Source organism: Brucella anthropi ATCC 49188 (assembly GCF_000017405.1).
Lineage (GTDB): Bacteria > Pseudomonadota > Alphaproteobacteria > Rhizobiales > Rhizobiaceae > Brucella > Brucella anthropi.
The window spans coordinates 890,579-908,084 of record NC_009668.1 but is presented as its reverse complement, the minus strand read 5'-3'; the positions used below and the strand labels follow the sequence as shown (position 1 = coordinate 908,084).

Sequence of the window (17,506 nt, the reverse complement as noted above, 5' to 3'; positions counted from 1 at the left end):
TCCTTACTCCGCAGGTGCGATGCTGGCCGGGGCGAGCATTGCTTCCGGCTTGCTGTCGGGTTCAGGTCCAGCCTTGATAGCACGGATCATCAGGCCCATCTCGATGATGAAGAGAACCGTATAGATCGCCACGAAACCAAGTATGGTCAGCAGCACTGTGGATGCTCCGAGATTGGAAACCCCGACTGCCGTCGGCAATATGCCTTCGATGACCCATGGCTGGCGGCCGAACTCCGCGACGATCCAGCCCATTTCGGCTGCGATCCACGGTAGCGGTATCGCAAACACGGCAATCCGCAACAGGAACGGATAACGGTCGAGTTTACGACGCGCAGACAGCACGAAGAATGTGCCCGTCAACAGGATCAGGAAGAAGCCGATGCCGACCATGATGCGGAAGGCCCAGAACAGGGGCAGGACACCGGGAACGGTATCATTTGCGGCCTGTGTGATCTGTGCGTCGGTTGCCTGACGCGGATCATCGACATAGCGCTTCAGCAGAAGCGCATAGCCCATCCACTGACTGTTATCGGCAAAGACGTCCTTCACTTCCTGCGGCACGGCATTCGTGTCGCCAGCCGCACGGATTTTCTGCAAGGCGTCATAGGCGACGATGCCATTGCGGATATGGTTCTCCGCACTTTCAACAAGATCGTTGATGCCCTGAATTGGGGTGGTGAGAGAACGCGTACCGATCAGGCCCATGACCCACGGAATATGCACCGCGAAGTGGGTTTCGCGTGCTGCCTGATCCGGGAAACCGAATACGGTGAACGAAGCCGGAGCCGGTTCTGTTTCCCACATGGCTTCAATCGCCGCGATCTTCATCTTCTGATGTTCGTTGGCCAGATAGCCGCTTTCGTCACCAAGGACGACGACGGAAAGTGTCGCGGCAAGACCGAACGATGCTGCAATGGTCATCGAGCGCTTGGCGAGTTCTACCGAGCGTCCCTTGAGCAGATACCAGGCCGAAACACCGAGGACGAAAACAGACGCGGTGACATAACCGGCAGAAACCGTATGCACGAACTTGGCCTGCGCGACCGGGTTCATCAGCACTGCGAAGAAATCGGTGATTTCCATACGCATGGTTTCGGGATTGAATGCCGACCCGACCGGATTCTGCATCCAGCCATTGGCGATCAGAATCCACAGTGCCGAGAAGTTAGAACCTGCCGCGACCGCATAAGTCGCCATGAGGTGCCCGACTTTCGACAGGCGATCCCAGCCGAAGAAGAACAGACCTACGAAGGTCGCTTCAAGGAAGAAAGCCATAAGGCCTTCGATGGCGAGCGGTGCGCCGAAGATGTCGCCGACATAGTGGCTGTAATAACTCCAGTTCATGCCGAACTGGAATTCCATCACGATGCCCGTCGCGACGCCCATGACAAAGTTGATGCCAAACAGCGTACCCCAAAATTTCGTCATCTGCCGCCAGATGAGTCGCCCCGTCATCACGTAAACGGTTTCCATGATGGCAAGCAGCACGGAAAGACCCAAGGTCAGAGGTACGAAGAGGAAGTGATAAAGTGCCGTGATTGCAAACTGCAATCGCGACAGGGAGACAATATCGAGTTCCATCTCTTTAAGCCGGTAACCCGGCCCTCCTGGTGTTATGAGCGGCGCTTCAGCGCGGCCCCCTTTTGAAAACGGCGGCTTCCTGGAAACCGTACTCCGCTTCAATTTCAAATATCGGTCCAGATATGGACACGGACTTCAAATCATTTCCATGTCCGCGCAGCTCACCTCATGGTTTCGAGGATTTCGCCGAAGCGCGGCGAACTCTTACCTACAGACTCAACTAGAGCGCCTTGATTTAAAACAATGATCCGTTCGCAAATTCGCGCTTCGCGACTGATATGCGTTGCGATCAGCAATGCGCGAGAACCTGCTCTCGCCTTGAGGCGATCGAGAACATCCTGTGCGGTTGCGTTATCGAGACCTTCGGTCGGTTCATCCAGTAGCCAGAGCGGCGCATCGGTCAGGAAAAGCCGCGCCAGGGCCAGACGACGTGCTTGCCCGCCCGAAAGCCCCAACCCGCCCTCGCCCAGCATTGCGTCCAGTCCGGCAGGCAATTCATCGATAAACGCGCCAAGGCCCGCAGCCCGCAAAGCGTCAATCAGTTCCTCATCGCTCGCATCGGCACGCGCCAGCCGGAGATTGTCGCGAAGACTATCCTGAAATAGCTCTGTCCGCTGCGTGAGAAGGCGCGCGGGCAAAACCGAAACGCTGCCCTGATCAGCCGGAATTTCTCCGGCAAGGAGATTGAACAAGGTCGATTTGCCTGCGCCGCTTGTGCCGACGATGGCAATACGCTCGCCCGCTGCAATATCGAGATCGAGGTTTTTGAGGGCATCGTGATCCGCGCCCTCGTGACGAACCGACACGTTTTTCAGATGAACCGCTACGCCATTCTCAGGTTTTTTGGGTGCCGTTAGTTCAGCGTCATCGTTCAGTTGAGGTGCAACCCGCCTGGCAGCAAGTATCGTGCGCCCGAGTTCCATCGCGCCGCGCCGCAATGCTGAAAACGGCTCCATCGCACCAAGAATGATAAGCATTCCGAGCGCTGCAACTGGCGCACCGATCATTCCTGACTGCATCAGCAAACCAACGGCGACAAGGCCACCTGCAAGCAACGCAGCGTGAACAATGCCGAAACCCGCGCCGGTTACGATCTCTATGCGATTAAGCTCGCGATCCGAAGCGGCGACATAGCCGTCTGCACGGACCAAAGCCAGCTTCTGATCTTCGAGGCGCCCAGCCATAAGAAGTTCAGTCTGCCCGGCAACGAGATCGACGGTACGGGCGCGCAGCGCTTCCGTACCTTTTGCTCGTTGTCGCATGGATTTTTCGGAACGACGAGCCGCAGCAAGCGGAAGGCCCAGACCGGCAACAAGCAGGACAAGAGCAACCAGCAACCCGAAAAGGGGGCTCATCAGGCCGAGAGCGATGCCAGCCACAAGCGCGGTAGCGAGTGCAGCACCGACAGGCACCACCACGCGCAGATAAAGCGAGTCGAGTGCATCAATGTCTGCCGTCAGGCGGAACAGGAGACGCGCAGGGCGCTTCAATAGCGCGTTTGCAGCGGTCGGGCGCGCCCAGCTACGGAACAGCTTTTCGCGCAGTGCGGCAAGGATCGCAAGCGTTGCATCATGGGTGACGAGCCGCTCCAGATAACGCGAACCGGTACGCAAGATCGCCAGCAGACGAATACCGGCTGCAGGAGCGAACACATCGAACACAACCGCCGTCGCCATGCTCAAGCCCGCAATCGCCGTTGCCGTTATGAACCAGCCTGACAGGCCGAGAAGAGCGATACCGGCAAGGACCGTTACAGTAGCCGTCGCTATACCCGCAAGAAGTGCTGTCCCCTTGGTGCGGAAAAAGAGGCGCAGGATCGGTTGCAACGATTGAAAACCGTTCATTCTGCCGCCCTCCTCTGCCAGACAGGATCGTTATCCACGCTGCCGTCCAGACGGACGATACGGTCCATCCTGCGGGCAAGGGTTTCGTCATGGGTAGCGACGATGAGCGTCTTGCCTTTGGCTAGCCTGAGAAGGCTGTCGGCAATGACCTTCGCGGTTTCCTGGTCAAGATGGGCTGTAGGTTCATCGGCCAGGATAATATCGGCATTGAGATCAACTGCCGCTCGAGACAGCGCCAGCCGCAGGGCTTCGCCACCGGATATTCCCGCACCGTTCTCGCCGATGAGACTGTTGCCGGTGACACCCAGAACATGACCGAGCGCCATGTCATCAATGATGGCTTTGGTGGTTTCCACATCGGCTTGCCGACCGAGCGTGATGTTCTGACGAGCAGAACCGGCAAAGATATGCGGCTTCTGTCCGATCCAGCTCATCCTTGAGCGAAGCGCCTCTGCTGTATCTTCGGCCAACCCGATCCCACCGATTTCAATTTGGCCAGTTTGAGGAGCCGTCAGCCCGGCAACAAGGGCCAGAACAGTCGATTTCCCATAGCCGCTCGGCGCCAGCAGAGCCACGTGCTCGCCTGCCGCAATATCGAGATTGAATGCGGTGAGAACCTTGCCCCCAGTCCCATAACCAAAGTCGATATTGTGTAGAGTTACGGTAGGAGCATCACCAGTTGCTGCGTGGCTTCCAACCTTGCCGACAATTGGCATCGGATGTTCAGCCAGCTTTTCCAGTGCATCAATTGAAGCTTCGCCCGCTGCACGGTCGTGCCAGACCGCTGAAAGATCGCGCAATGGTTCGAAGAATGCAGGCGATAGAAGCAGGACGAAAAGACCTTCGGCCAAAGTCAGCTTATGGCCCCACGCTCCGAAGTTGAGCTGGCCCAGCAGATGGAAGCCGATATAAACCGCGACCATGGCAACGCCGATAGCAGCGAAGAGTTCAAGCACAGCCGAAGACAGAAATGCGATGCGCAGGACAGTCATCGTCTTGGAACGCAAGGTTTCGGCGTTCTGGCGCAGCCGGTTCGCCGTCGCGTCCACGGCATGGAATGTGCGAATGGTTGCAAGGCCCCGCAGACGGTCAAGCAGAAAGCCGTTCATTCCACCAAGGGCTGTCAGTTGCTTTTCGCTGGCCGCCTTTGCACGCCAGCCGATCAATGCCATAAAGATCGGTATCAGCGGTGCGGCCACCATCAGGACAAGTGCTGCAGCCCAGGAATACCAGAGTACGACGGCAAGTATTGCGAATGGGATCAGCATCACGCGGATGCGGACCGGCACAAAGCGCGAAAGATAGGGAACGACCATTTCCGCCTGTTCGGCAAGAATGCTTGCCGCCTCACCGGATGACGGGCGCGTCACATCAAGCGGTGAACGTTGCGCAAGCGCTGAAACAGCATTGGTTCGAAGTCGGGAAAGTTCCAGTCGGGCGGCGTCGAAAGCTTTGGTAGCGCCTGCACTATCAAGAAGGCTGCGCAGACAGCCGAGAACGAATATGCCCGCCGCGCTGTAATAGATGGAATTATCGAAGCCGGTGTCGGCCAGTCGTCCGATTGCGTATGCGAGAATGCCCGCTTGCGGCAGCCACAAAAGTGCGGCTAACGCCTGAAGATATGCCCCCCGCTTCAGCAAAGACGGAACAGGACGACGCTGCGAGCGGCGCGAACCTTGTTGGTCGCTTGCCGCTTCGCCGTCTTCTGCCGTCAAAGTTTCCGTTCGGGGGACAACGGATGTCACTCTCTCTTAGGCTCCTTTTTGGCCGATGTTCGCCCGCGTCCGAGCGCCACGATCCTGTCCGTGGTTTCAAGGAAGCGGGTCACCTTGGCGCCAAGCGCCAGAAGACTTGTCAAACGGTCGGTATCGAGTCGCTTGACGTCGTCGTACCAGTTGGTCAGCCTTTCGATCAGGCCGTACATGTCCTTCATGCGATCCTGCGCATAAAGATCGCTGTCGCCTTTCGGCTGCTCCATCAGGATTTCACGCAGAACCGAGAGCGTGGGATCGATCTCGCGCTTCTTGCGCTCTTCAGCGAGCGTGCGCAGAATCTGCCACACATCGTCGGGCGTCGTGAAGAAATCGCGGCGATCACCGGGAATGTGCTTCAGCAGCACCAGATTCCAGCCCTGCAATTCACGAATACCCATGGACACATTCGAACGTGACACACCGAGAGCATCGACGATCTGGTCAGCGCAAAGAGGCTCAGGCGACACGTAAAGCAGTGCATAAATCTGCCCCACCGTGCGGTTGATGCCCCAACGGCTGCCCATTTCTCCGAAGTGGAGCACGAACGACTGAACGATTGGCGACAATTCCAAAACTCTCTCTCCCGTAAATTCTGAATTTTCAGAAATTACTGAAATTCAGATAATTCAAATGGCTTGAACCTTCAATCCGTTTGTCCCGGGCGAAAGCCCGAATGGACAATTGGCCGCAGCCCCGGACACTCCTCCAAATGCCCGAAAACACGATAGGCCACCGCTTCCGCTCCGCAGTCGGTGGGCAGTCAGGCCAGAGATTCGGCAAATGGCAGATAATGTTTCCGATCGGCAGGATAGCCGGTCTTGAAGCGAACTCCAAAACAGGTCTCCGGTCAGCCCGGAAGCAACAGCCGCCGCTTCCATGACGGAGCGGCGAATTTCCCCATTTGGTGCGACGGAAAACGCAAGCTTTCCGCCCTCTCCGCACCCTCAAGCATGATACCTACAGACCTATAGCGGGTCGGAAGATGAAGGCAGCTCCTTGCTGTCCTGCGTTCTGTCGCGATGGATCACGGCGCGGCTGAGCAGCATGAGCGTTACCGGCGTTGTGATGACCACAAAGACGGTAATCAGCACTTCATGCAGAATCGGCTTCGATTGCAAGATGGAGAAAAATATGATCGAGGCGATCAAGATTCCGCCAGCACCAAACGACGAGCCAAGCGTGGGGGCGTGAACACGCTCGTAAAAGCTTTTGAAGCGGACGAGTCCGATGCATCCGACGAGTGTCAGGAAGGCGCCGGAGACCAGAAAAAAAGCAATGATCACAGCGGCCCATACGGGAAGTTCACCTGCATTGATCATTCGATCACCTCCCCGCGCATGAGGAATTTTGAAAGTGCCACGGTGGCAACGAAACCCAGAAGAGCGATAATCAGCGCCGTCTCAAAATAGATGATGCTGCCCGTACGTATGCCGAACGTGATCAGGAGAAGCAGCGCGTTGAGGTAGAGCGCATCGGCCGCAAGAATGCGATCCTGCGCACGCGGGCCTACAAGCAGCCGATAAACTACACAAGCCAGAGCGCCAAGAAGCATCAGCTGAGCAGCAAGCAGGGACCAGAAGATAATGACTGCACTCATGCGGATTTCTCCTCTTCCATGACGTCTGCCGCTCCGAATATCTTGATGAGCGGCTGCTCATATCTTCCCTTGATCGTGTCCCGCCACGCCTGCGCATCATCCAGATCGAGTACGTGGATGGTCAGTTCGTGCCTTGCAGCGTTGTAATCCACCCAGGCCGTGCCCGGCGTCGCTGTGATTATGCAGGCGAGAACGGCAAGAGCGGTCCGGTTTTCCAGATCAAGCTGGATAACGACAAAGCCCGGACGTCGCTTACGCTTGCGTGACAGAATGATGCCAGCCACCGCGATATTGGATTGCAGGATGTCATAGCTCATGGTGCCGAACAGCAAGAGCATCGTCGGGATCGAACGAATATGGTTCTTCTGCGGTTGCAGGGCCGTCATGATGAGACAAGCCACGAGCGCGATGATCGCACCAAGCAGGAGCTGTGCCCGTGTGAAGCCGTTCAAAAGCAGCCAGAACAGAAGCAACGAGGCGAACAGAAGCGGGTAAGGCAGGATCTTTTTCACTGTGCCCCCTCCGTTTCGGTGCCTGCACGGGGCGCATTGAGGACACTGCTGATATAAGATGCGGGATTGTGCAGCGAACGCGCCGTTTCATCCATATAACGCATCGCCGGGCCGGCAGCGATTGTCAGCGCCAGACAGATTGCCAGAAGCCCCGCAATCGGCACGACTTCCCGGACCAGAACGCGTGGCACGTTGCCTTCGAGCGATGCCCAAAACGTGCGAATGCCGGTACGTGTCATCGCGATCAGCGCTGAAAGACCAGACAGCAGAAGGAGCGCGACCAAAGCCCAGCTTGCCGGACTGACTGGCATTGCGAGCTGCGGTGTCGGACTGTCGCCGTTGAAAACCGCTGCCAGGATCAGGAATTTGGCAATGAATCCAGAGAATGGCGGCAGGCCGATCAGCAATATCGCGCAAATGCCGAAGAACGTTCCCAGGACGGCAAGGGTTGCGGGCAACACAGCCCCGACTTCGTCTTCGTCTTCTTCCTCCTCATCGTCACCATAGGCTTCCATGGTAACGGCGAGAACGTTTGCAGCCGCATCCTGACCGCGTTCGATCAGTTCGATCAGCAGGAAAAAAGCCGCGATGGTAAGCGTGGAACTCACCATATAGAACAGCGCGGCGCCGGTCATGGCGGTGTTACCGCTGCCAATGGCAGCCAGCAACGTGCCCGAGGATACGAGGATACTATAGCTGGCAAGACGTCCCATTGCTTGCGATGCGACCACCCCGATCAGGCCGAAGGCCAGTGTGACCATTCCACCGAAATAGAGCCAGTCATTGCCGAAACCATAGGAAGAACCGGCACCGATGCCGAACATCAGAGGCGACAGGCGCAAAAGGACGTAAATGCCGACCTTGCTCATGATGGCGAAGACCGCCGCCACCGGTGCTGCTGCTGCCGTATAGGTTGGCGCAAGCCAGAAATTGAGCGGCCACATGCCTGCCTTGACGAGGAAGGCAACGCCCAGAACCGCAGCACCTGCTTCAAGCAGCATACGATCTTCAGCTGCGACCTGCGGAATTCTCTGTGCAAGATCGGCCATATTCAAGGTGCCGGTCACGCCATAGATCAGGCTGACGCCGATCAGAAACAGAGACGACGCGACGAGATTGACGGCAATATAATGCATGCCGGCCTTTACGCGCGCCGGACCTGATCCATGCAGCGCCAGGCCGTAGGATGCCGCCAGCATCACTTCGAAGAACACGAAGAGGTTGAACAGATCACCAGTCAGAAATGCGCCGTTCAGCCCCATCAGCAAAAGCTGGAAGATTGTATGGAAATGCGGGCTGGCTTTGTGCCAGTGCGCGAGTGCGAAGCTGAGTGAAGCCATGCCGAGCAGGCTGGTCAGCACAAGCATAAGGGCCGCGAGACGATCCAGAACCAGCACGATGCCGAACGGTGCGGGCCAGTTGCCGATCAGGTAAACCAGAGCGTCAGGGGCCCTGTTGCTCGCCATGCCAGCAAGCATGATGGCAATCGCGATCAAACCCAATGTCGAGATGGAGTTGATGGCCATCTTGAGCTTGCGCTTGCGCTCATCGAACAGCAGCAAGACAGCTGCCGTGACGAGCGGCAGAATGATTGGAGCAACGATGAGGTGCGTTTTCCAGTCCAACATCAGTTCTCCTTGCCGTCCACGTGGTCCGTACGCGTCAACCCGCGCGAAGCGAGCAGCACGACAAGGAAAAGTGCGGTCATTGCGAAACCGATGACGATGGCGGTCAGTACGAGCGCCTGTGGTACCGGATCGGTATATTGTGCGGCCTGAACGTCAACACCGCTATCGAGCACCGGGGCAGCATTCGTGCGCAAGCGTCCCATCGAAAAGATGAAGAGATTGACCGCGTAGGAAATCAGCGACAGACCGATTGCCACCTGGAAGGTACGCGGGCGAAGAATGAGCCAAACGCCGGATGCCATCAACACGCCGATCGCCAGAGCAAGAACGAGTTCCATCAGTTCTCCTCCTTCGTTGCGGCGAGCTTCTCGACACGGTGTTTACGGAGTGATTGGTGTGCGAGTGCAATTAAAACCAGCACGGTAGCGCCAACCACGAGGGTGAAGACGCCAAGATCGAACAGCAGTGCGCTGGCTGTCGGCATTTTTCCGATATGCGGTATTTCCGTATATTGGAAGAATGTGGTGAGGAACGGATAGCCGAAGAACCACGACCCCGCGCCTGTTGCCGCTGCAAACAGCAAACCCAACCCGATCCAGCGCAAGGGCAGAATGCGCAAGCGATCTTCCACCACACGCGCGCCTGACGCCAGATATTGCAGCAAAAATGCAATTGCGAGCGTAATACCGGCCGCAAATCCGCCACCTGGCAGATCATGACCGCGCAGGAACAGATGCACTGCCAGCACAATGATAACCGGGAACAACCATTGCATGATGACGGACGGCACGGCCAGATAATCGGCCAGTGTTTCACCTGCCTTGCGGTCAGGCGCTGCCTCGTCATAGGCGTCCTGGATTTTCTGCTGGGCTGTCGATCCGGTTGTGTCAGGGGCAGGACGGAAACGACGCAGGAGCGCAAAAACCGTGAGGCCCACGATGCCGAGGACGGCAATTTCACCAAACGTATCGAAAGCACGGAAGTCGACCAGAATGACGTTCACGACATTCTTGCCACCGCCGCCTGAATAGGCGTTTTCGAGGAAATAATCGCCGATGCTGCTGGGCGAAATACGCGTCATAACAGCATAGGCGATGACAGCGACCCCTGCCCCGCTGCCGATTGCAAGCAACAAGTCGCGATAACGGCGGATGCGCGGACCTATCTGCACCGGGAGCGGATCAGGATCTTCCCAACGCTTCGGCAGCCAGCGAAGCCCGAGCAGCAGCAGAACAGTGGTGACGATCTCGACCAGCAACTGGGTCACAGCAAGATCCGGCGCGGACAGCCAGACGAAGGTGATGCAGGTAACGAGCCCCGCCCCTCCGAGGAGGATCAACGCCGCAAGTCGGTGGTACTTGGCCTGATAGGCCGCGCCGATAGCACAGGCACCACCAAGTATCCAAAGTCCGGCAAAAATCGGGTCCACGGGCTGGGCGCCAAGCGAACCTGACTGCAAGCCGGAAACGAAAATCGGCCAGGCAGCTGCAAGGACGGCCACCGCAACCACGATACGGAGCTGCGGCTGCAGACGACGCGTGCTGAGGAAGGATTCTGCCTTACGTGCCCAGTTCCATGACAAGGTCACGAGAACACGTTCGAAAATGCGCTGCCCTTGCAAATGCCGGAATAAGGGGGGGCCGTCTTCACTGGTGGCAAGGTAGTTTTTCAGCATCCAGTGCAGAAGAATACCGCCGATCATGGCGACGATACTCATCATCAGCGGCAGGTTGAAGCCGTGCCAGACCGAGAGACTATATTCAGGCGTCGCCGTGCCCAGCACCGACAGAACAGCCGAATGCAGAAACGGTCCGATGGAAAGGCCAGGAATGATGCCGATCAACAGGCAAAGCAGAACCAGAAGCTCGATAGGACGGCGCATCCAGTGCGGCGGCTCGTGTGGCTCATGTGGCAGGTCATGCGGTGGTGGTCCGAAGAACGTCGAATAAATAAAGCGCACCGAATAGGCGACCGTGAAGATACCGGCAATCGTGGCGACATAGGGCGTGATCGTATCGAGCCACGACGCCATGTGCGTTTCCACCGCCTCAGCGAAGAACATTTCCTTGGAAATAAAGCCGTTGAGCAACGGTACGCCTGCCATTGCCGCACTCGCGACCATGGCGAGCGTTGCTGTATAGGGCATGGGACGCAACAGCCCGCTCAACTTTCGCATGTCGCGCGTGCCGGTCTCATGATCGATGATGCCCGCAGCCATGAACAGCGATGCCTTGAAAATCGCATGGTTGACCATGTGAAAGATCGCGGCAACCGCAGCAAGTGGGCTGCCAAGAGAAAGCAGAACGGTAATCAGACCAAGGTTACTGATGGTCGAATAGGCAAGCAACCCTTTGAGGTCCTGCTGGAAAACTGCGAAGAAGCTGGCAATCAGAAGCGTGATCAGCCCTGCCGAACCGACGATCCAGAACCACTCTTCCGTTCCGCTGAGAACCGGCCACAGGCGCGCCAGCAGGAAGACTCCGGCCTTCACCATGGTGGCCGAATGCAGATAGGCCGAAACGGGCGTTGGCGCTGCCATCGCATTGGGAAGCCAGAAGTGGAACGGAAACTGCGCGCTTTTCGTGAATGCTCCGAGCAGGATCAGAATGAGCGCCACGCTATAAAGCGGATGTGTCCGAACGATGTTCCCCGCTGCCAGAACTGTGTCGAGATCGTAGCTTCCGACAATATGGCCGAGGATCAGAACGCCTGCCAGCAGACAGAAACCACCGATACCCGTCACGGTCAGCGCCATGCGTGCGCCGTCGCGGGCACTGGCATTATGATACCAATAGCCGATCAGCAGGAACGAGAAGATGCTGGTCAGCTCCCAGAACACGGCGAGCAATATCAGATTGCCGGATAGAACTACGCCGAGCATCGATCCCATAAAGGACAGCAGGAACGAGAAGAACCTCGGCACGGGATCTTCGGGCGACATGTAATAACGCGCATAAATGACGACCAGCAGGCCGATACCCGTGATGAGCATCGCGAAAAGCCAGGCGAAGCCATCCATTCGGAAGGTGACATTGAGGCCATAGGCCGGAAGCCATTCCACAGTGCCATGAAGCACCTTGCCGTCCGACACGATGGGATAAAGGCTGGCGGTGACAATAAAGGCAACAAGCGCAATCGCTGCCGTAAACCAGGCCGAACCGCTACGATCCGCCCCCCTGAATAAGCCGGTTATGGCGCTGCCAAGAAATGGTAGAAGGACAAGCAGGAAAAGCATTCTGCCGTCCATCGTCATGCGCCACAGGCCTCCTAGCCGAAATCAAGGTTGATCCGAAGCAGGCACCGCTCAAGAAAACAGCAACAGAATCGCTCCGGCAAGTTGTAGTGAGGAATCATATATTCCGATGGCCTTATTATGACCGGCCACGGAACATTATGGCAATAGCTTTCAATGGCTTATCGCATAGATTTGAATCATTTTATCGTTCCCTGCGCCGGAAAATCTATAATTTGTCGACTGCTGCGAACCTCGATACCTGATTGTCGACCATACTGACCTGAAAATCTTTCAGCCGGATGACACAAAACTTGCCATGAATTTTACCGCAGATGCGGCTTCATCCTTCAAGCAAAATCGCCGATAGCCGTTCGGCCTGAACACGAATGTCCGGTACGGCAGTAACCTCCCAGAACGCGCCTTTCGTAACAGGTCCGATACCGAAAAACGGACCGGATGGCTCTCCTCGCTTATTGAGAATCTGCAGATCCCGTGTGACGTCAAAACCGAGATCGAGTGGATCCGGTCGGGCCAAGCCATGTTCCATAAGACCGATCAGTGCCGCATTGCGGGTTGTCGAAAAACGTGGATTGCCGCCACGACAATCAATAACCGTCGATACCTGCAGTTTTTCGACATGCTCACTACGCCGAGGGCGATAACGGACTTCAATCTCCTCGCCTTGGTCGCGCACCGAAACCAGATGGCCTGCCGCGACTTTAAGCTGGCCGCTGTTCACGGCAGCTTCGATACGCTCTGCGACAGCCGGTGCCATGCGATGCCGGTGCACATCCCACCAAGGACGCAGATGACGGAGGAAGCTGCGGCGCTGCGAAGTCGGCAGGCTCGCCCAGATGTTTTGTGTATGCGTACGCAGACCATCCATCACGCCACGCCAGCCGGAACCGGTTTTTTCCGCTTCCGTCATCATGGCACGCACGTGCTGCACAAGCTTGGAAAGGCCCAGCGATAGCGGGAGATCGTCTGCCTCGACCGGGAAAGCTTGCGCAGGGGCATGAACCGCAGGAAGAAGCCCACGGCGCGAGATCGCATAGATTTCCGCACGATGCCCGTTGTCGAGCAGCGACAGGACGCTGTCGATCATCGACAGACCTGTGCCGAATATAGTCACCGGCGCATCTGTCGGCACATCGAAATAGCCATTGCTCGACCAGTATTCCGTAACGTGATTGCCGGATTTCGCGATGGCGGCCTCATTTCCCGTGGCCACAATCACCGCATCGGCAATGAACGTGTCTCCTGTCTCAGCGGTAACGGCTGCTCTGCCGTCCTTCAGTGCGACATCGACGACGCCGGTCTTTTCAACCTTCAAACGTGTATCATCGTCAGAAAGATAAGGCGCGATAAGATGCTTCAGATAGGAGCGGTAGAGTTTGCGTGGTGCAAAACTGTGCGGTTCCCACAAATGGCCGGGAGCGGCAATGTCGCTCGACTGCAACCAGTTCAGGAAATGATCCGGCTGATCGGGATATGCGCTCATATTGCTGGCGCGGACATTGAGAAGATGGCTCGGATTTTCCGTCGCGTATGCGATGCCTGCCCCTAATTGACCTGAACGCTCGAAAATCCGCACGGTCGAATCTGGTGAGCGCCGAAGCAATTGTGCGGCCAGGATGATGCCGCTTGCGCCCGCTCCGATGATAATGAATGACTTCAAACTATCGTGACCTCGTCCCTTTTCACGACAACGATAAGAAAAGCGCGTCGTCAAACTATCGTTTTTAAATCCCACTGTTTTAGTTAGATTCCGATAAACAATCGCTCTTGTAAACCCCATAAAGCTGGGATGTTGCGCTGTTCAGATGCCTGCAGGGCGCGGATAGCACATGGACGCAACGATCAAAACGTAAACAGTAAAACCCGGCTAACAACGGATCGTTGACAGTGTGTTTCAGAAACACGGGCTGGCTTCGACAGCCAAAATAACAATATTTCCCTCAACATCATTCATGAGGTTGTCTTGAAAATCCCAAGCCAGACAGCCTGTTGAACCGCTGAAAAACAGGACAGAATAATGAACAATTCTCTGCTGAATTCCATCAAGAAGCGCCGCACACAGTACGCTCTGGGCAAGTCCCTTCCGCTGTCGAATGAAGACACCGCCGAGCTGATCCGCGAAGCGGTCAAGCATACGCCGTCTTCGTTTAATTCGCAGAGCTCGCGCGCTGTGATCCTGTTTGACGCCGAGAGCGACAGGCTGTGGAACATCGTGAAGGAAACACTTCGCAAGATCGTTCCTGCCGACGCTTTCGCCCAGACCGAAGCCAAAATCGACAGCTTCTCCGCCGGTGCAGGCACGGTTCTGTTCTATGAAGACCAGAACGTCGTTAAGGGTCTTCAGGAAAACTTCCCGCTTTACGCTGACAACTTCCCGGTCTGGTCTGAACAGTCGGGCGGTATGGCGCAACATTCGGTCTGGACCGCGCTCGCCAACGCCGGCATTGGTGCCAGCCTTCAGCACTACAACCCGCTGATCGACCACGAAGTCGCCAAGGCTTGGGACGTTCCGGCTTCGTGGAAGCTCCGCGCACAGATGCCGTTCGGCTCGAACGAACAGCCTTTTGCTGAAAAGGCTTTCATGGACGATGGCGACCGCTTCAAAGTGTTCTTCTAATCGCCTGATTGTACTGTATGAATTGAGCCGGGGGAATTTTCCTCCGGCTTTTGCATTTCCGCGGAAAAATATTTCATCAGACCGTTGTCCCCTCCCCAAAAGCTGGCTGTAATGGAGAAGCTTTGAAGAGAGTCGCGAACAAAGCGACAGGCTCTTGAAGCTTCATCAATGCAGGGCTGCGATTGCGCAACATATGCGTATTGCACAGCCCGGAGGGGAAGTTGCATGACGACCGTAATACTGTCACTCATTCAGAATAACTCGAAGGCAGACCATACAAGATATGGCCTTGCACGAAAGCTGCTGCGCGCATCGATTCCAGCCGCACTGGCATTCACGCTCTTTCTATCGGCATCACCCAAGGCAGTGGAAGCAGCTACACCGACTGACACGCTCGTCATTGCCATGAGCATAGATGACGTCATTTCGCTCGACCCGGCGGAAATCTTCGAGATCACGACGTCTGAAGTGCTCACCAGCACCTATGAACGCCTCGTCACGACTGACACCAAGGACCCGACGAAGATCATCCCCCAGATTGCCGAAAGCTGGGCCTTTTCCGATGACGGTAAGTCGATCACGTTCAAAATCCGCAAGGGCCTAAAATTCGCCTCCGGCAACCCGCTGACGGCACACGACGCCGCTTATTCGCTGCAGCGCGCGATCAAGCTCGACAAGAGCCCGGCCTTCATCCTCAGCCAGTTCGGTCTCACTCGCGATAATGCCGATCAGAATATTGTTGCCACCGACGACGAAACGCTTGTGTTCACGACCGGCAAGGCGTTTGCGCCAAGCTTCGTCCTGAACTGTCTGACATCCAGCGTTGCGTCGATTGTCGACAGCAAGTTGGTCAAGGAGCATGAGCAGAAGGCAGAGAAGACCAAGGATTTTCCTTACGAAACCGATTTCGGTTATGAATGGCTGAAGACCAATTACGCCGGTTCCGGTCCTTTCGCATTGAAGCAATGGCGCGCAAATGAAGTCCTGCTTCTGGAGCGCAACGAAAATTATAGCGATGCAAAACCGGCAATGAAGCGCGTTATCTATCGCCACGTGAAAGAAGGCGTTTCGCAGCGCCTGCTCTTGCAGGCGGGCGACATCGACATTGCACGCAATCTGGAACCTGGCGATATCGAGGAATTGAGCAAGGATCAGAAATACCATGTCATCAACGCCCCGAAGGGGCGCGTCTATTATCTGGTCGCCAACCAGAATGTACCTGAACTCGCAAAGCCCGAAGTCCGGCAGGCACTGAAATACCTGGTCGATTACGATACGATAGAAGCGAAGCTCATCAAGGGTATCGGTCGCACGCACCAGTCCTTCCTGCCACTCGGCATGTTCGGTGCTGTCGGCGACAAGCCATTCACCTACGACGTCGATAAAGCCAAGGAACTTCTCGCCAAAGCTGGCCTCAAGGACGGTTTCAAGGTGACGCTTGATGTACGTAACAGCCAGCCATTCGTCGGGATAGCGGAAAGCATTCAGCAGACGATGGGTAAAGCAGGCGTTCAGGTGGAAATCCTGCAGGGTGACGGCAAGCTGACCACCACCAAGGTTCGCGCACGCAAGCACCAGTTGGCGCTGGGTATATGGGGACCGGATTATTGGGATCCGCATACCAATGCGGTCACGTTCACCAACAATCCAAACAATGGCGAAGATGTTTCGATGCGCACCAACGCCTGGCAGGCGCATTGGGAAATTCCGGAACTGACGGCGGAAACAATGGCTGCTGTTGAAGAGCGCGATACAGCCAAACGTGAGACGATGTATCATGATCTTCAAAAGAAGTTTCAGGAAACAAGCCCGTTCGCGATCATCTATCAGCAGATTGAAACGGCTGTGACGGGTCCGAATGTGCACGATTTCAACATGGTGGCCGATGCCAACTATGTTCAGACCGTAACGAAGGACTGATGCGATACGAAAAGGCCGGGCAAAGTGCCCGGCCTTTTTACTCGTCGTCGAAACTGAACGGCGGCAATTTTTCCAGTGCGGATTTCAGCGCTTCCGACCAGCTTTCCGATACGGTTTGATAGTAAGGATCGGTGGCCTCGAACCGTCTGCGAGCGCCAGTTACAAAACTGTCCGCTTCATAAATCTGCATGTCGAGCGGAAGCCCAACTGAAAGGTTGGCTTTCAGTGTGGAATCGAACGAAACCAGCAGCAGCTTCACCGCTTCCTCGAAACTCATCTGCTCCTGATAAGCGCGCACGAGGATCGGTTTTCCATATTTGTTCTCGCCAATCTGGAAAAAAGGCGTATCGGCCGAGCTCTCGATAAAATTGCCTTCGGGATAGATATAGAAAAGGCGCGATTGTCCGCCCTTGATCTGTCCGCCGAGAATAAACGATGCGCCGAAAGCATCGGCATTCTGTCCACCGGTAGCGGAGTTCTGGATCACTTCCTTGACGGTGTCGCCGACAAGACGCGCAACCTGAAACATGGAAGGCGCGTCGAAAACCGAAGGGTGCCTGTCTGCCGGAGCTTTCATCCGTTCTTCCAGAAGACTTGCAACGGCTTGCGTTGTCGCGAGGTTTCCCGCCGAAAGCAGAACAATCACGCGCTCGCCGGGCTCTGACCAGCTTCGCATTTTTGAGAAGACAGAAATATTGTCGAGCCCGGCATTCGTCCGTGTATCGGACATGAACACAAGGCCACGATCGATTTTCATTCCAACACAATAGGTCATAAGCAATATCCGGCAGGCAACTCGC

Annotated in this window: 14 protein-coding genes; 2 read left to right on the top strand and 12 right to left on the bottom strand. The window is 56.1% G+C overall.

Annotated elements, in window-relative coordinates; all coding sequences use genetic code 11:
* Nucleotides 1–3: 3 nt before the first annotated feature.
* The 11 genes from OANT_RS18300 to OANT_RS18245 all read right to left on the bottom strand — a co-directional run bounded on the left by OANT_RS18300 (nucleotide 4) and on the right by OANT_RS18245 (nucleotide 13,829).
* Nucleotides 4–1,581 (bottom strand): cytochrome ubiquinol oxidase subunit I, encoded by a 1,578-nt coding sequence (locus OANT_RS18300; RefSeq protein ID WP_012092944.1) that lies wholly within the window; start codon nucleotides 1,579–1,581, stop codon nucleotides 4–6.
* A 161-nt stretch (nucleotides 1,582–1,742) separates the two neighbouring features.
* A complete protein-coding gene (gene cydC, locus OANT_RS18295) occupies nucleotides 1,743–3,425 on the bottom strand; it encodes a thiol reductant ABC exporter subunit CydC (RefSeq protein ID WP_012092943.1) in 1,683 nt (560 codons plus the stop codon).
* A complete protein-coding gene (gene cydD, locus OANT_RS18290; RefSeq protein WP_012092942.1) occupies nucleotides 3,422–5,170 on the bottom strand; it encodes a thiol reductant ABC exporter subunit CydD in 1,749 nt (582 codons plus the stop codon). The genes cydC and cydD overlap by 4 nt, the downstream gene beginning before the upstream one ends.
* Nucleotides 5,167–5,751: a GbsR/MarR family transcriptional regulator gene (locus OANT_RS18285; RefSeq protein ID WP_012092941.1), complete on the bottom strand. Its 585-nt coding sequence runs from the start codon at nucleotides 5,749–5,751 to the stop codon at nucleotides 5,167–5,169. The genes cydD and OANT_RS18285 overlap by 4 nt, the downstream gene beginning before the upstream one ends.
* 393 nt (nucleotides 5,752–6,144) lie before the next feature.
* Nucleotides 6,145–6,498 (bottom strand): monovalent cation/H(+) antiporter subunit G, encoded by a 354-nt coding sequence (gene mnhG, locus OANT_RS18275; RefSeq protein ID WP_012092939.1) that lies wholly within the window; start codon nucleotides 6,496–6,498, stop codon nucleotides 6,145–6,147.
* A complete protein-coding gene (locus OANT_RS18270) occupies nucleotides 6,495–6,776 on the bottom strand; it encodes a K+/H+ antiporter subunit F (protein WP_010658733.1) in 282 nt (93 codons plus the stop codon). The genes mnhG and OANT_RS18270 overlap by 4 nt, the downstream gene beginning before the upstream one ends.
* Nucleotides 6,773–7,288, bottom strand: coding sequence for a Na+/H+ antiporter subunit E (locus OANT_RS18265; protein ID WP_010658732.1), 516 nt, complete (start codon nucleotides 7,286–7,288; stop codon nucleotides 6,773–6,775). The genes OANT_RS18270 and OANT_RS18265 overlap by 4 nt, the downstream gene beginning before the upstream one ends.
* Complete coding sequence (locus OANT_RS18260; protein WP_040128694.1) at nucleotides 7,285–8,913, bottom strand: monovalent cation/H+ antiporter subunit D; 1,629 nt, start codon at nucleotides 8,911–8,913, stop codon at nucleotides 7,285–7,287. Before OANT_RS18260 ends, OANT_RS18265 begins: the two co-directional genes overlap by 4 nt.
* A 2-nt stretch (nucleotides 8,914–8,915) precedes the next feature.
* Nucleotides 8,916–9,254 carry a Na+/H+ antiporter subunit C gene (locus OANT_RS18255; RefSeq protein ID WP_010658730.1) on the bottom strand — a complete coding sequence of 113 codons (339 nt, stop codon included), beginning with the start codon at nucleotides 9,252–9,254 and terminating at the stop codon, nucleotides 8,916–8,918.
* Nucleotides 9,254–12,169 (bottom strand): monovalent cation/H+ antiporter subunit A, encoded by a 2,916-nt coding sequence (locus OANT_RS18250; protein ID WP_012092937.1) that lies wholly within the window; start codon nucleotides 12,167–12,169, stop codon nucleotides 9,254–9,256. Before OANT_RS18250 ends, OANT_RS18255 begins: the two co-directional genes overlap by 1 nt.
* Nucleotides 12,170–12,491: 322 nt before the next feature.
* The gene (locus OANT_RS18245; protein WP_012092936.1) at nucleotides 12,492–13,829 is read right to left on the bottom strand and encodes an FAD/NAD(P)-binding protein; all 1,338 of its coding nucleotides are present in this window, start codon (nucleotides 13,827–13,829) and stop codon (nucleotides 12,492–12,494) included.
* Nucleotides 13,830–14,186: 357 nt separating this feature from the next.
* Here OANT_RS18245 and OANT_RS18240 point away from each other — a divergent pair, with 357 nt between their 5' ends.
* Nucleotides 14,187–14,786 (top strand): nitroreductase family protein, encoded by a 600-nt coding sequence (locus tag OANT_RS18240; protein WP_012092935.1) that lies wholly within the window; start codon nucleotides 14,187–14,189, stop codon nucleotides 14,784–14,786.
* 225 nt (nucleotides 14,787–15,011) lie between these two features.
* A complete protein-coding gene (locus OANT_RS18235; protein WP_012092934.1) occupies nucleotides 15,012–16,706 on the top strand; it encodes an ABC transporter substrate-binding protein in 1,695 nt (564 codons plus the stop codon).
* A gap of 37 nt (nucleotides 16,707–16,743) precedes the next feature.
* Here OANT_RS18235 and OANT_RS18230 read toward each other — a convergent pair whose 3' ends face one another.
* Nucleotides 16,744–17,481, bottom strand: a complete 738-nt coding sequence (locus OANT_RS18230; RefSeq protein WP_012092933.1) for a proteasome-type protease — start codon at nucleotides 17,479–17,481, stop codon at nucleotides 16,744–16,746.
* Nucleotides 17,482–17,506 lie beyond the last annotated feature (25 nt).